We start from the raw sequence: 14,284 nt of genomic DNA on the forward strand, positions 1-14,284 counted from the left end.
ACGTTGAAGGTTGCGAAAGTGGCTTTCGCAACCCTGCCCAGCCCCCGTGCCCTGCCCCGCACCCGAACGTCATGAAAGGGTCGTTCAAGGCACTTTTCGTCCTGAAAGACCCTTTCAAGACACCCCAAAGCTCCACACGCAGCCCCCACCCGTCCCTGGGGGGCGACCCCGAACCCAGCGTACCGGCGCGAGGGGCCGACCGGGGCGCGTGAGCCGAGTTGTCCACAGACGGGCCAGGTTGTGGACAACTCCCGGTTGATCCCTTCTCGCCCCGGCGCCGTATCCCACAACGGGGATAGGCTCGGCACGGGAATCGAAGCGGAAGGGTGCGGATGAGCAAGAAGGCGAGCATCGGGGTCACGGGCCTGGCGGTCATGGGCCGCAACCTGGCCAGGAACCTGGCGAGGCACGGGCACACGGTGGCCCTGCACAACCGTTCCGAGCAGCGGACGAAGGAACTGGTCGAGCAGTTCGGCGACGAAGGCAACTTCATCCCGGCGTATTCGGCGCAGGCGTTCGTCGACGCGCTGGAGCGGCCGCGCCAGGTCGTGATCATGGTCAAGGCCGGTGCGCCGACGGACGCCGTGATCGACGAGTTCGCCCCGCTTCTCGAGAAGGGCGACGTGATCGTCGACGCGGGCAACGCGCACTTCGCGGACACCCGCCGCCGCGAGGCCGCGCTGCGTGAGAAGGGCATCCACTTCGTCGGCACCGGGGTGTCCGGCGGCGAGGAGGGCGCGCTGCACGGGCCGAGCATCATGCCGGGCGGGTCCAAGGAGTCATACCAGTCGCTCGGGCCGCTGTTCGAGGATATCTCGGCGAAGGTCGACGGCGAACCGTGCTGCACGCACGTGGGCGCGGACGGCGCCGGGCATTTCGTGAAGATGGTGCACAACGGCATCGAGTACGCCGACATGCAGCTGATCGCCGAGTCGTTCGATCTCCTGCGCGGCGCGGGCGGCTACTCCCCCGCGGAGATCGCCGACGTGTTCCGCACCTGGAACTCGGGACGGCTCGACTCGTACCTGATCGAGATCACCTCGCAGGTGCTCGCCCACACCGACGCCACCTCCGGCAAGCCGTTCGTCGACATCGTGGCGGACCAGGCCGAGCAGAAGGGCACCGGCCGCTGGACCGTCCAAATCGGACTGGACCTGGGCGTGCCGATCAGCGGCATCGCCGAAGCCGTCTTCGCACGTTCGCTGTCCGGCTCGTCGAACCTGCGTGAGGCCTCCCGCGGACTCGGCGGTCCCTCGCGCGCTCCGCTGACAGGGTCCGCTTTGGACACCTTCGCGGACGACGTCGAGCAGGCGCTGTACGCGTCGAAGGTGGTGGCGTACGCCCAGGGCTTCAACCAGATCCAGGCCGGCGGCGCCGAATACGGCTGGGACATCGACCTCGGCAAGGTCGCGTCCATCTGGCGCGGCGGCTGCATCATCCGCGCGAAGTTCCTGAACGACATCACGGCCGCGTACGCCGAAGAGCCCGCGCTGCCGACGCTTCTGACTTCAGGTGGCTTCCGCAAGGCCGTCGAGGACGCCCAGGACTCTTGGCGTTCGGTGATCTCCACGGCGGTGCGGCTCGGCATCCCGACCCCGGGCTTCTCGACCGCGCTCGCCTACTACGACGGTCTGCGCGCGGAGCGGCTTCCCGCCGCGCTGGTGCAGGGGCAACGGGACTACTTCGGTGCCCACACGTACCGCCGCGTCGACCGCGAAGGTTCGTTCCACACCGCCTGGGCAGCCGACGGCCGCCCCGAGTCCTCCGCCTGACAGAGCTGAAGGGGACTTTCCCCGCATAAGACGCCACGAAGGGGCCCTTCACCGCATGGCATGCGGTGAAGGGCCCCTTTCGTCAACTAGCGATCCGCACATTCGGTCGAGCCCGAGCCGCGGCCGCGGCATGGGCGGCCCGCAGCTCGGCGGCCACCTTGTCCGGCTCGGTCCGCAGACGCGACGGCAAGGTCTGGAGAACCAGCACGCCCGCCGCCGCATACCGCCCGTTCCTCGCCAAGGTCCGGTCGAACCCGTCCACGACCTGGAGGTGGAATGACAGTGAGTCGATCTCCCACGCCAGCCCGACTTCGTCGAACCAGGCGTCCGGTTTCGCGACGAGCCTGCCCGCCTCGTCGTACAACTTCTTGTTCCACATCGGTTCCGGCAGGCCGGACCGTTCCCAGACTCGCCGGGCATCGATCTCGGCTATCGACTCCTGTCCGGAAGCCAGTTCCGTGAGCACAAGCCGAGGCACCGCGCTGCCCCGCTGGCTGCCGTGTGCCAGTTCGTGGGACAACCGCTCGAAAGAGCTATATCTGCGCTGAACCACCTCGCTCATCAGGGCCCGGACAGGCCTGACTTCCGTCTGCCTGCGAGAGACGTCGAGAGTCGCGCGGGTGATTTCTGCCAGCGGACGCCCATCCCGGGTGACCGTGCGAGGCATCCGCTGGGTCCGCTCGACGACCACGAAGCCGTAGTTGTGCAGCTTCCGTTCGTGCGGAACGAGAAGGTGGACCTCATCGCCGGTTCCGGGCACATTACGCAGGCCATGGATCCGGCAAGCCTCACCACCGGTGATCAGAGCGGACTCGCCGCCGTACAGCATCGCCGCGGCGATCTGCTGTTCTCGAGAGGGTGGCGCGTTGAAGAGAAGGACAATGCCCGGCAGGAGTCTTGTCCAAGGGCCGCTCGGCCCGCATCTTCGATACGTCGTGGTCGAGGAGACGCCCATTTCTTGAAGGCGCATCACGCGGATGACGCCGTGGTCGCTGTTCTCCATCAGGAGTGCGGGGTCGTCGCCCCATGATCCTTTTTTCATACTTCGATCGTGGGGCCGGCCACGACGCCTGCCCAGACCCGATTCCCGCGCCTGTGGATAACCGGGGTGTTGTGGATAGGCGCTGAAGGGGACTTTCCCCGCATCGCATGAGACGAAAGCGTCCTTCACCGCGCGACATGCGGTGAAGGACGCTTTCAGCCCTCTCTGGACGCGACGATCTCCTCCAGCGCCCCCAAGATCGTCGCTTCGGCCTTCTCTTTCGTAAGGCCAAGTTCAGTCAGCAAGTCGTCGCCGAGTTCGAACAGGGCCAGCAGGATGTGCTCGGTGCCGATGTAGTTGTGCCCGAGCCGCAGCGACTCCCGCATGGTCAGTTCCAGCGCCTTCTTCGCCTGCGCGCCGAACGCCATCTTCGCCGCCTCCACCGGTTCGTCGGCGGGCTCCGGAAGCCGCGACTCCGCGGCCTCACGGACGGCATCGAGAGTCACCTTCTGCGCCACGATCGCCCCCGCGGCGAGCGCGGCCGGTTCCGAGAGCAGGCCGAGAACCAGATGTACGGGCTCGATCTGTGGGCTCTTCGCCGAGACCGCCGCGTCCCGTGACGCGACGACGACGTGCCGCGCGCGATCGGTGTAGCGGCTGAACACCTTCACCAGGTCTTCGAGCGAAGAGCCACTGGAGTCGACGAAGCGCTTCTGGGCGGCCTGTTTGGACACCCCCATGTTCTTGCCGATTTCGGTCCAGGACGCACCAGAACGTCGCGCCTGGTCGACGAAATGACCGATCAGGTGGTCGGCCACTTCGCCGAGGTGCTCGCCGAGGAAGACCGCGTCGGACAGCTGGCCGAGCACGTCGCCGTCGGGATGCTGCTGCTTGATGTGGGAGATGAGGTCGTCGAGCCGGACTGGGTTCGTCATGCCGTCAACTTTAGGTTGACGATAGCCGATCGTCAACCACGGGTTGACGCAAAGGTGGCCTTGAGGTCGAAGCCGTTGGCCTCCAGCGTTTCGAACCTCGGCTCCGGATCCGCGGCGAACAGGCGGCGCGCGGCGATATGGTCCGGCGGCCGGTTCACCGACTCCACCCCGACGAGCACGCCGTCGCGGAACGACAGCACCGAGAACTTCCCGCCGTCCCGATCCCCGGTCACGACGGTCTTGTCCGCCCCGGTCAGCAGCCCGGCGATCTGCAGTTTCGCGCCGAGCTGGTCGGTCCAGAACCACGGCAGGCTCTCGTAGGGCGCGGGTTCACCGACGATGACCGCCGCGACGGCCCGCGCCTGGTCGACGGCGTTCTGCACCGACTCCAGCCGGGTCGCCGTCCCCGCTTGGACACACGGGAAGTTCGCGCAGTCCCCCACCGCCGAGATCTTCGGGTCGCTGGTGCGCAGGTGTTCGTCGACGACGACGCCGTTCGCCACGGCGAGCCCCGCCTCTTCGGCGAGCCGTGTCCGCGGCACCACCCCGACCCCGACCAGCACCAGGTCGGCGAGCAGGCGGCTGCCGTCGCTCAGTTCCACCTCGGCCACCCGTCCGTCACCGTGCAACGCGGCGACCCCCGTGCCGAGCAGGACCGTGTGCCCCGCCCCCTCGTGCAGGGCCGCGAAGTACGCCGAGACCTCGGGGGTCGCGACACGGGCCAGCAACCTGTCCTGCGCCTCCACGATCGTCACGGGCCGTCCGGCGTGCGCGGCGAATTCGAGCCCGATGAAGCCGCCCCCGACCACCACCACGTTCTCCGCGTTTTCCAGCGCGGCACGCAGCACGTCGGCGTCGTCCTTGGTGCGCAGGGTGAATACACCGTCCAAAGTGGATCCCGGGACCGGCAGGACACGGTTGTCCGCGCCCGTCGCGAGGACGAGATGGTCGTACTCGTGGGCACTCCCGTCCTCGAGTACCACCTTCGTGTCATCGCGATCCACCGATGCGACACGGCCGGGGATCAGCTCGATGTCCTTCTCCCCGAAGAAGTCCTCGGGCCGCAAACGCAACTGGGCGTCGCCCGCGGTGCCGGCGAGGTAGCCCTTCGAAAGCGGAGGCCGCTGATACGGCAGGCCGGGTTCGTCGCCGATCAGCACCACCCGGCCGTCGAACCCCTTGTCCCGCAGCGAGGTCGCCACTCCGAACCCGCTCTGCCCGGCCCCTACGACGAGGACGGTCTCCATCGGCGCTCCTTCCGTTGTGCCCGCTGTCCATTCAACACCGCTTCTTCGCAACGTGATCCTCACGCGGTGGACGCGCTACGGTCATGCCCGGCGAGTCCACTGCTTGTTCCCGCACGTGAGAAGGGGGCTTCATGAGCAGGCCCGAGGTCCACCCGGTCGACGCCCGCCCGCCGCTGCCGAAGCTGACCCTGCTCGGCCTGCAGCACATGACGATCATGTACGCGGGCTCGGTGGCCGTCCCGCTCGTCGTGGGCAGCGCGCTGAACCTGGACGCGGCGACGATCGCGTTGCTGGTCAACGCGGATCTGCTGGTCGCGGGCATCGCGACGCTGATTCAGGCGGTCGGGATCGGGAAGATCTTCGGCATCCGGCTGCCGGTGGTGGCGGGCGCGACGTTCACCGTGGTCAACCCGATGATCATGATCGCCTCCCAGTACGGCATGCAAGCCGTCTACGGCGCGATGATCGCGTCGGGTGTCTTCGGCCTGCTCATCGCGAAACCGTTCGCGAAGATGATCCGCTTCTTCCCGCCGCTGGTTTCGGGCACGCTGCTCATGGTCATCGGCATTTCGCTCATCGGCCCGGGCGTCGGCCTGATCGCCGGCCACGACACCGGATCGCCGGACTACGCGAAGCCCGCCAACATCGCGCTCGCGTTCGGCGTGATCGCGGTGATCGTCCTGTTCACCCGGGTCCTGCGGGGGTTCGCGAGCCAGATCGGCCCGCTGCTGGCGCTGCTGATCGGCCTGGTCGCGGCCGTCCCGATGGGTCTGGTGAGCTTCAAGGGGATCGCCGACGCCGGTTGGTTCGGCCTCGCGTCGCCGTTCCACTTCGGACCGCCCACCTTCCCGATCGCGGCCGTGCTCTCGATGTGCGTCGTGATGCTGGTGACCTACACCGAATCCACCGCGGACCTGGTCGCCGTCGGCGAGATCACCGGACGGCCTGCGACGGACTCCGACCTCGCGCGCGGCCTCGCCACCGACGGCCTTTCGGCCATCCTCGGCGGCGCGATGAACTCGTTCCCGGACACCGCTTTCGCGCAGAACGTCGGCCTCGTGCAGATGACCGGGGTGCGCAGCCGATGGGTGGTCGCGATGGCGGGCGGCCTGCTCGTGCTGATGGGCCTGGTGCCGAAGGTCGGCGCCTTCGTCGCGGCCGTACCGGAGCCGGTGATCGGGGCGGTCGCGGTGGTCATGTTCGCGATGGTCGCCGCGGTCGGCGTGCAGAACCTGAAGAAGGTGGAGTTCTCCGGCAACCACAACACTTTCATCGTCGCGGTGTCGGTCGGGGTCGGGCTGCTGCCCGCGTTCGCCACGAACCGGTTCGGGAACTCGATCTTCTTCCAGCATTTCCCGGCGTGGCTTCAGACCATCTGCGGCAGCCCGATCACGGTCGCCGCGATCGTCGCCTTCACCCTCAACCTGCTGTTCAACCACCTCGGCAAACGCCGGGACCCGGACCTACTGCAAGCGCCCTAGCAGAACAGCCACTTCGGCCACAGATTGCACTCTTCAGTCGGCGTCGTCGAAGGCGGCGGCGGAGTCTGGTTGGGCGGCTGCGGCACGACGGTGGACCCGGTCGTCCTCGGCGGATCGGCGGGGTCGTTCGACGACGTCGGCGTGGTGGGATCCGGGGAGTCGGACGTCGACGCGGCCGAACTCGACGTGCGGCGGCTGGACGACGTCCGGCTGGGCCGCGAGGAGGGCTCCCCCTCACCGGTCACGACCGTCTCGGTGGACGGGACCGCCGACGTCGCACCGGCTCCACCATTGTCCGAGGGGCGCTTCGGCATCTCGATGACGCTCATCTGGTGCGGCGCCGCATTCGGTTCGGGGTCCGAATCGAACCCGACGAGAACAGCGGCCGCGCCACAGGCGACCACCACGGCGATCACCACCGAGATAACTCTCCAGCGTGACTTTGCCCGTGACTCCTCGTGGTCGTCCCAGCCCTCGCGAATAAGCAGGTCGGCGACCGAAACATCGTCGTCATCCACCAGCTGAAACCTTTCGCACCGGTAACGAGCGAGGAGTAGTTTTACCGCAACTCACCGCCGAATGGGTGAAGTTAACCAAAAATTATTCACCCGATGGAAGACGTCAGCGTAGGCCAGTCACACAGCGTGTATTCAACCGCTTCCGCTCATATCGGCGGTGACCGACCTTCGGTTCGCGTATACAGCGCCCCCCGCGGGTGGTGTAATCGACGGTGCCAGCACCGGAAGAGGGGGTTCGGACGGATCATGGAGGCTGACGCCCTCGCCGTGCCCGGAGCCGGGAATTCCGGTCGCCCGGCAGGCGCCCCGCTCGGAAACGGGCCGGTCGGCGATCTCGGCCTCGCGGGCGACCACGCCGCCATCTGGTCGTACGACTTCGAGCACGAGACCCTGTCCTGGCTGCCCGGACTGGAGAACCTGCTGGGTGGAGGAGTCCTCACCGAAGCCGAGATCGAGTCCAGGCTCGCCGATCTGGTGGCCCCGTTGACCTCCGGCACCCGCACTTCCCCGCCGTGGCGCGAATTCGAACTCGAGCAGTCGTTCCGGAACCCGGCGGGCGAGGTCCGCTGGGTGCGGTTGCGTGCGCGCACCATCGGTGACGACACCGGCTCGACGGGTCTGCTCGGCATCGCCACCGACGTGACCGACATCCGCGAGAACCGGCAAGCCCTCGAAGATCTCACTGACCGTTACCGGCTTCTGGTGGAACTCAGCCCCGACGCGGTCTGTGTCCACGAAGCCGGCGTTGTCACCTACGTCAACCGAGCGGCCGTCACCGCGCTCGGAGCGTCTTCGACCGCCGAGCTGATCGGGCGGCCGATCATGGACTTCGTCGCCGACGAGTCGCTCCCGGCCCTGCTGGACAGGATCGCGTCGCTCCACCGCCAAGGCGCGTCGACCGACCCCGCCGACACCGTCATGCTCCGCCTCGACGGCACGAAGTACCTGGTCCAGAGCATTTCCGTGCGCACGACCTGGGAAGGCAGGCCCGCGTTCCAGGTCATCATGCGCGACATCAGCGCGCAGAAGGCCGCCGAAGCGACCCTGCGCTACCAGGCCGCGCTGATCAGCCACGTCAGCGACGCGATCATCGCGACCAGCGGCACCGGGGTGGTGACCAGCTGGAACCCCGCCGCCGAGAACGTCTACGGCTGGACGGCCGGCGAGGCGATCGGCGGCACGGTCAGCGAACTCGTCGGCGCCGAACTCGACCCGGAAACGGTGCTGCGCAGGGGCGGCGTCATGCGGACGACCCACCGCCATCGCAACGGGTCGACCTTGGCCATCCGCATCTCGGCCGCGGAGATGAACGACGGGTTCGTCCTCGTCTGCGCCGACGAAACCGCGCGGCGGCGCGCCGAACAGCACTACAGCACCGTGGTCGCGTCGCTCGACGAAGGCGTGGTCGTGATCGGCCCCGGCGGCCTCATCGAATCGGCCAACCCGGCGGCGTGCCGGATCATCGGCGTCGGCCACGACGACCTCATCGGCGTCCCGTGCGTGACACTGGAGCTGTACGACGAACAGGGCCGGATCCCGCCCGGCCGGATGCCGTCGGTGATCACCCGGCGCACCGGGGCCACGCTGACCGGTCTCGTGCTGCGGCTGCGGAGGCCCGCCGGCGACGACGTCTGGATCTCGCTGACCTCACGGCTGCTGACCCCGGAAGACCCGTCGGCCCAGGCGGTGGTCGCCTCGTTCACCGACATCACCGAACGCCGCGCCATCGGGGAACGGCTCGCCCACGAGGCGACGCACGACCCGCTCACCGAACTCGCGAACCGGACGCTGGTGCTGGACAGCCTCGCCGAGGCGCTGTCCGGCGCGGGCCGCGCCGAGCTGACCACGCTGCTGTTCATCGATCTCGACAAGTTCAAGGTGATCAACGATTCCCTCGGGCATTCGGTCGGGGACAAGGTGCTCCGCATCGCGGGCGAACGGCTGCGCCGGGGAATCGGCGAGAACGATCTCGTCGGCAGGCTCGGCGGCGACGAGTTCGTCGTCGTGACCGCGGAAATCACCGAGCCGCACGAGATCAAGGCGCTGGCGGAGCATCTGCGCGAAGCGCTGACCGAACCGATCACCGTCAACGGCAGACAGTTGCACATCGACGCCAGCATCGGCATCGTCACCGCGGCCAACGACGACACCCGGACCGCCGAAGACCTCCTGCGTGACGCGGATGTCGCGATGTACCAAGCGAAAACGCTCGGCCGGGCGCGCTACGAGTTCTTCGACGTCGAGCTGCGCGAGCGGATGCAGCGGCGGCTCCGCATGGAACAGGACCTGCGCGACGCGCTGCAGAACGAGGAACTCTGGACGGCGTACCAGCCGGTCGTGGACATCGAATCCGGTGAGATGGTCGCCGTGGAAGCGTTGCTGCGCTGGAAACATCCGGCGCACGGCACGATCTCGCCCGCCGAGTTCATCCCGCTCGCCGAGGAAAGCGACCTGATCAACCTGATCGGCAAGTACGTCCTGCGCACCACCACCCGCGAGATCGCCAGACGGCGCGAGCAACTCGGCATCGACCTCAACCTCAAGGTCAACCTCTCGGCCCGGCAGCTGGACGACCCGCATCTGGTCGCCGGGGTGCAGGACGCGCTGAAGACCACCGGGCTCCCGCCGCACGCGCTGACCCTGGAGGTCACCGAGAGCGCGCTGATGCGGGACCAGGCCGCGGCCGCCGAAGTCCTGACGTCGTTGCGCGATCTCGGTGTCTCACTGGCGATCGACGACTTCGGCACCGGCTACTCGTCGCTCGCCCAGCTGCAACGGCTCCCCTTGGATACGCTCAAGATCGACCGCACCTTCGTCACCGGCATCGCGGAATCGCGCGACGCGGCGGCGATCGTCAAGAGCATCATCGCGATGGCGCACGCCGTCGACCTGATCGTCGTCGCCGAAGGCGTCGAAGACGAAGAGCAGCTCGCGATCCTGCGCGAGCTGCGCTGTGACCAGGCGCAGGGCTTCCATCTCGGTCGCCCCGCGCCACCGGACGAACTTTTCGGAGCCGTGGGATGAGTGTCGAGATCAAAGCCGGAGAAGACCGCTACGACATCGTCGTGGACGGGAAGTCCGCCGGGTTCCTGGAAACCCGCACTCGCCCGGACGCGATCCTCTTCCTGCACACCGAGATCTCGGACGACTTCGCGGGACAGGGCCTGGCGGGCAAGCTCGTGACCGCGGCGCTCGACGACGTCCGGTCGCAGGGCAGGTCCGTCCTGCCCTACTGCCCGTACGTGCGCTCGTTCATCGCGAAGCACCGTGAATACGAGGACCTCGTCCCCGAGGACAAGCGCGCCGAATTCGAACTCTGAGCTTTCAACCCGGATAGATAGTCAGCAGCTTCGCGAGCTCGTCCTCGGTGAGGACGACGTCCAGCTCGCGCAGTGTCGCGTCGAGCCGCTCGGGCGGGATCGTGGTGGTTTCCTTGGTCCCGTCCGGGCGTTCGACGATGAACTCCTCGCCGACCAGTTTGCGGCTCAGTCCTTCCTCCAGCCGCATGACCACCAGCTGCCCGGTGAACGGCGACCGCGGATGCGTCGACGTGTAGTGGTGGTAGACCTCGTAGTCGATCCGGTGCATCGGCGTGAGCGTGAAGGCGTGCAGGTCGGTCCAGTCGTCGCCCTCCTGCTTCTGCAGGCGCCACCAGTCGCCGTCGGCGACGAGCCGGTGCGGCCAGCCCGCCTGATCCACCACCGCGCCGTCGACCAGCGGCATCGGCACCAGCATCCCGGCGCCGAATCCGACGTCGACCAGATGCGGCACGCCGTCCGCCTCGACCATGAGCGTCATATGCGTGTACGGCCCGTTCTTCTGCGGCTGCACCCGCGCGACCAGGCGGCGTACGGGGTAGCCGAGCCGCTCCGCGGCCGCCGCGAAAAGGCTTCCGTGCTCGTAACAGTAGCCGCCACGATGACGGCGGACGAGTTTGCCGATCACGTCTTCGAGCGCGATTCCCTTGTGCTGCCCCAAAACGACGTCGACGTTCTCGAACGGGACGGCCAGGACGTGTGCCTTCGCCAGCTCACGCAGCGCGGCGGCGGAGGGCTTCACGCGTTCCTGACCGATCCGGCCGAGGTACGCGTCGAGGTCGAGGGTGTCGACGGTCCATTCGTCGACCTGCTCGGATGTGATTGTCATGCCCCGATCCTGATACCTCTACCTTACTCGAAGTCAAGGTCGATCTTGGCCCGGGAAAACCGTTACCCCAACTGGTAACTGGCAACGGCCACCGACTTTCGTCAGTTCACGGACGAGTGACGATTGGCCACCCTTCCGGAGTGAGCCGGTGAAACACACCGGTGTGGAAGGAGAAAGCAGATGAGGACTCGTACCCTCGTCGCCGGTCTGCTGACCGGAGCGGCCGCCGTGCTCGGACTGGCGATGCCGGCTTCCGCCGCCGAACCGCCCTCGGGCGTTCAGCCGCTGATCGTGGGCGGTGTGGACGCGACCGAGACCTACAGCTTCATGGCGTCCATGCAGACCAAGAGCGGTGACCACAACTGCGGTGCGTCCCTGATCTCACCGGAGTGGCTGGTGACCGCCGCGCACTGCGTCGAGGGTGAGCAGCCGTCGAACTGGCAGTACCGCCTCAACACCACCGACCACACCAAGGGCGGCGAGGTCGCCGAGGTGGACAAGTTCGTGGTCCACGAGAAGTACGACGGCTCGGGCCCGTACGACATCGCCCTCGTGCACCTGACCAAGCCGGCGGAGGCGGCGCCGATCGAGATCGGCCAGTCCCCGGCGGCGGGTACCGACGTGCGGGAGATCGGCTGGGGGCTGACCTGTCCCACGCGCGGCTGTGGTTCCGCCCCGGTGGTGCTCCAGCAGCTCGACACCAAGATCGCCGAGGACAGCGGGTGCTCCGGCTCCGGCGCCTACGACGCGCAGACCGAGCTGTGCATGGACAACCAGGGCGGCAAGGCGAGCGCCTGCTACGGCGACTCGGGCGGCCCCGCCGTCGTGAAGGCGGGCGACAAGTGGACGCTGGTCGGCGCCACCAGCCGCGGCCAGACCGCGAGCTGCCCGGAGATGCCGGGTATCTACACCGACGTGACCGCTTTCGGCGACTGGGTCAAGCAGCAGACCGGTAAGTAGACACCGAGTCCCGCGACGCGCGGTGGCGCCCGATGCTCCTGCGACATCGGCCGCCACCGCGCGTTGCCGTGAACCCGGCCCCAGGCATGAAAAAACCGCCTTGATCTGGATCAAGGCGGTTCGTCGAGCGGTGGCCAGGGCCGGGGTCGAACCGGCGACCTTCCGCTTTTCAGGCGGACGCTCGTACCAACTGAGCTACCTGGCCGGGAACGCCGGCAAGGAGCCGAACGATCTTGCGACCCTGACGGGACTCGAACCCGCGACCTTCGCCGTGACAGGGCGACGCGCTAACCAACTGCGCCACAGGGCCTTGCATACTGCTTTGTAACTGTACTGCGTACTCCCAACGGGATTCGAACCCGCGTTGCCGCCTTGAAAGGGCGGAGTCCTAGGCCGCTGGACGATGGGAGCCCGGTTCGGTTTCGGCGAACCGACCGACCCGCGCTCTCCGGTGTCCCCGGGAGCGAACATAACTATAGGACACCCCCATTTCCGCTTCCGCACAGGGGGTCCCTTAGTTGTTCACAGGGCTGGGACCTGCGAGAACGCGGTGAGTTCAGGATATCAGGGCCGGGACGCCCTCCGAGCCTGAAACGAAGCCCGGCCGCGCGGCACACCCCGCGCGACCGGGCCCCGTGAACGAACTCAGCGCTGAACGGGCGCCTGCCCGTCCTCGTCCAGCGTCAACCCCAGCATGTCCAGCAACTGGACACAGTCATCGACGCCCAACGCCCCGTTGGCCACCGCCAGCCGGGCACGGCGCACCTGGTCGTCGGACACGCGCTGCGCGTCCCCCTGACCCGTGCGCTGCGCCGGCAGACCACCGGCCAACGTCGTCGAGCTTCCCCCATCGGCACCTTCGTACCGAAGGAGGAACTGTCGAACTTCCACAGACCCACCCATGGTTCCTCCAGACGGCCAACGAACAGCTTGGCCGCGAGGCTAGCCAGAGCCGGCCGCGACACACAGCCCCCCGGAGAGTGAACCTGTCGCCACGCTCCGCACAACGCAGAGCGATCACACGTACGGTCCACGCCACATGAACCCCAGGCGAACCACAGGTGGCGCCCTGCCCGGAATTCTGCCCGCGCCCACTCGCCCTTCTCAGCAAACCGTGCAACAATCGATTTGCTGACACACCCCCGGTCAGCGCCTGTGGAGATCCCCTCCGACCCCCGCGTTCCTCCCCCTGGCGCGGGGGTCGCTCCGTTTTCTGGGGGCCACCCCCAGACCCCAGGTTCCTTGCGGCGGCGGTTGGCAGCCCAGGGTCGGGAACCTTGATCGAATTTGTTCCGGGTGCTTTCGGTTGCGGGTTGTGATCATGGGAAAAGGTTTTCCTGTCGGGGTTGGGCCATTCGAGACAAAGAATTCGGTGTGTCGTGGCTCACTGTGGTTGGTTTGCCGAGACCGAACCGTTATCGTGGCCCGGTGCCCCTTCCTTCCTTGAGCCGTCGTAGCGGCAGCCGCACGAACCTGAAGCCGGTCAACCCGGGTCGTCACCGCAACTCCGCCTCCAAGGAGGCCGAAGCGGTCGTCGAAGACACGGAGCTCACCAGCTACCTTCGTGCCCTCGCCCCTGAGAACGACCCGGAAAGCACCGGCACCGGCAAGCGCTTCGGCGAAGCGCAGGTGTTCCAGCTGCGCATGAACCTCATCGCCTGCGAACAGCTCAAGGACGCCGCCGCCGAGCGCAACCTGTCGCCGCAGGCGCTCGCGCAGGAATGGATCCTCGAGCGCCTCTCGTGGGAATCGCAGGCCAACTCGGCCCAGCAGCGCCGCCACGAGGAAGCCCACACCGACGAATTCCGCTTCGACGCCAACGCTTGGGAACAGCCCGTCCCCCGCTGATCTCCGTCACCCGGAACGGAACAGCACAACAGAAGAAGCTTTTACAGCAAGAGAAGAGCCCCCGGCGAGATCGCCGGGGGCTCTTCTGATCAGTCTGAGCAACGCCTGAAGGGCGGACTCAGATCGCGCGGACCTTCTGGGCCTGCGGGCCCTTCTGGCCCTGACCGACCTCGAACTCCACTCGCTGGTTCTCCTCGAGCGTGCGGAAACCGCGACCCTCGATCTCCGAGTAGTGAACGAAGACGTCGCCCTCGCCGCCATCCTGCGCGATGAAGCCGAAGCCCTTCTCCGCGTTGAACCACTTCACAGTGCCTTGCGCCACCGCTTTACTCCTCGTTGCACATCCGCTTCGAGTGCCTCCGAAGCGACACCCAGACCGTCCCGGGCGGTTCCAA

Annotated in this window: 13 protein-coding genes and 3 tRNA genes; 6 read left to right on the top strand and 10 right to left on the bottom strand. The window is 67.4% G+C overall.

The annotated features are described in order from the left end of the window. Positions 1-332: 332 nt before the first annotated feature. On the top strand, positions 333-1,772 hold the full coding sequence (gene gndA, locus DMH01_RS20825; protein ID WP_125678962.1) for an NADP-dependent phosphogluconate dehydrogenase: 1,440 nt from the start codon (positions 333-335) through the stop codon (positions 1,770-1,772). 82 nt (positions 1,773-1,854) lie between these two features. Here the strand turns inward: gndA and DMH01_RS20830 are convergent, their stop codons facing one another. The 3 genes from DMH01_RS20830 to DMH01_RS20840 are packed head-to-tail and all read right to left on the bottom strand — an operon-like array spanning position 1,855 to position 4,936. Continuing rightward, on the bottom strand, positions 1,855-2,943 hold the full coding sequence (locus DMH01_RS20830; protein WP_125678963.1) for a hypothetical protein: 1,089 nt from the start codon (positions 2,941-2,943) through the stop codon (positions 1,855-1,857). A 26-nt stretch (positions 2,944-2,969) separates the two neighbouring features. Then, on the bottom strand, positions 2,970-3,689 hold the full coding sequence (locus DMH01_RS20835) for a Clp protease N-terminal domain-containing protein (RefSeq protein WP_125678964.1): 720 nt from the start codon (positions 3,687-3,689) through the stop codon (positions 2,970-2,972). A gap of 32 nt (positions 3,690-3,721) precedes the next feature. After that, entirely contained in the window at positions 3,722-4,936 is a 1,215-nt protein-coding gene (locus DMH01_RS20840) for an NAD(P)/FAD-dependent oxidoreductase (RefSeq protein ID WP_125678965.1), read from the bottom strand. Between the two features lie 131 nt (positions 4,937-5,067). Here DMH01_RS20840 and DMH01_RS20845 point away from each other — a divergent pair, with 131 nt between their 5' ends. After that, on the top strand, positions 5,068-6,417 hold the full coding sequence (locus DMH01_RS20845) for a nucleobase:cation symporter-2 family protein (RefSeq protein WP_125678966.1): 1,350 nt from the start codon (positions 5,068-5,070) through the stop codon (positions 6,415-6,417). On the opposite strand, the gene DMH01_RS20850 is transcribed toward DMH01_RS20845, so the two are convergent. After that, on the bottom strand, positions 6,414-6,935 hold the full coding sequence (locus DMH01_RS20850) for a serine/threonine protein kinase (RefSeq protein ID WP_125678967.1): 522 nt from the start codon (positions 6,933-6,935) through the stop codon (positions 6,414-6,416). The genes DMH01_RS20845 and DMH01_RS20850 overlap by 4 nt on opposite strands. Positions 6,936-7,181: 246 nt before the next feature. On the opposite strand from DMH01_RS20850, the gene DMH01_RS20855 reads away from it, so the two are divergent. After that, positions 7,182-9,959, top strand: a complete 2,778-nt coding sequence (locus DMH01_RS20855) for an EAL domain-containing protein (RefSeq protein WP_125678968.1) — start codon at positions 7,182-7,184, stop codon at positions 9,957-9,959. Then, positions 9,956-10,255, top strand: coding sequence for a GNAT family N-acetyltransferase (locus DMH01_RS20860; RefSeq protein WP_125678969.1), 300 nt, complete (start codon positions 9,956-9,958; stop codon positions 10,253-10,255). Before DMH01_RS20855 ends, DMH01_RS20860 begins: the two co-directional genes overlap by 4 nt. Before the next feature lie 4 nt (positions 10,256-10,259). On the opposite strand, the gene DMH01_RS20865 is transcribed toward DMH01_RS20860, so the two are convergent. Then, positions 10,260-11,081, bottom strand: a complete 822-nt coding sequence (locus DMH01_RS20865) for an arylamine N-acetyltransferase (RefSeq protein ID WP_125678970.1) — start codon at positions 11,079-11,081, stop codon at positions 10,260-10,262. 180 nt (positions 11,082-11,261) lie between these two features. Between DMH01_RS20865 and DMH01_RS20870 the strand changes: the two genes are divergently transcribed. Next, positions 11,262-12,041, top strand: coding sequence for a trypsin-like serine protease (locus tag DMH01_RS20870; protein ID WP_125678971.1), 780 nt, complete (start codon positions 11,262-11,264; stop codon positions 12,039-12,041). A gap of 131 nt (positions 12,042-12,172) precedes the next feature. On the opposite strand, the gene DMH01_RS20875 is transcribed toward DMH01_RS20870, so the two are convergent. The 4 genes from DMH01_RS20875 to DMH01_RS20890 form a co-directional block, all read right to left on the bottom strand. Then, positions 12,173-12,246: transfer RNA gene (locus tag DMH01_RS20875), tRNA-Phe, on the bottom strand. Between the two features lie 31 nt (positions 12,247-12,277). Next, positions 12,278-12,351: transfer RNA gene (locus tag DMH01_RS20880), tRNA-Asp, on the bottom strand. Between the two features lie 28 nt (positions 12,352-12,379). After that, a tRNA-Glu gene (locus DMH01_RS20885) sits at positions 12,380-12,452 on the bottom strand. Positions 12,453-12,686: 234 nt separating this feature from the next. Further along, positions 12,687-12,944 carry a hypothetical protein gene (locus DMH01_RS20890; protein WP_020633070.1) on the bottom strand — a complete coding sequence of 86 codons (258 nt, stop codon included), beginning with the start codon at positions 12,942-12,944 and terminating at the stop codon, positions 12,687-12,689. 525 nt (positions 12,945-13,469) lie between these two features. On the opposite strand from DMH01_RS20890, the gene DMH01_RS20900 reads away from it, so the two are divergent. Further along, positions 13,470-13,889 (top strand): hypothetical protein, encoded by a 420-nt coding sequence (locus DMH01_RS20900; protein WP_034310430.1) that lies wholly within the window; start codon positions 13,470-13,472, stop codon positions 13,887-13,889. 118 nt (positions 13,890-14,007) lie between these two features. Here DMH01_RS20900 and DMH01_RS20905 read toward each other — a convergent pair whose 3' ends face one another. Next, complete coding sequence (locus DMH01_RS20905) at positions 14,008-14,211, bottom strand: cold-shock protein (RefSeq protein WP_003097368.1); 204 nt, start codon at positions 14,209-14,211, stop codon at positions 14,008-14,010. Positions 14,212-14,284 lie beyond the last annotated feature (73 nt).

Origin of the sequence: Amycolatopsis sp. WAC 04182 (genome assembly GCF_003947465.1) — a bacterium.
Taxonomy (GTDB): Bacteria; Actinomycetota; Actinomycetes; order Mycobacteriales; family Pseudonocardiaceae; genus Amycolatopsis.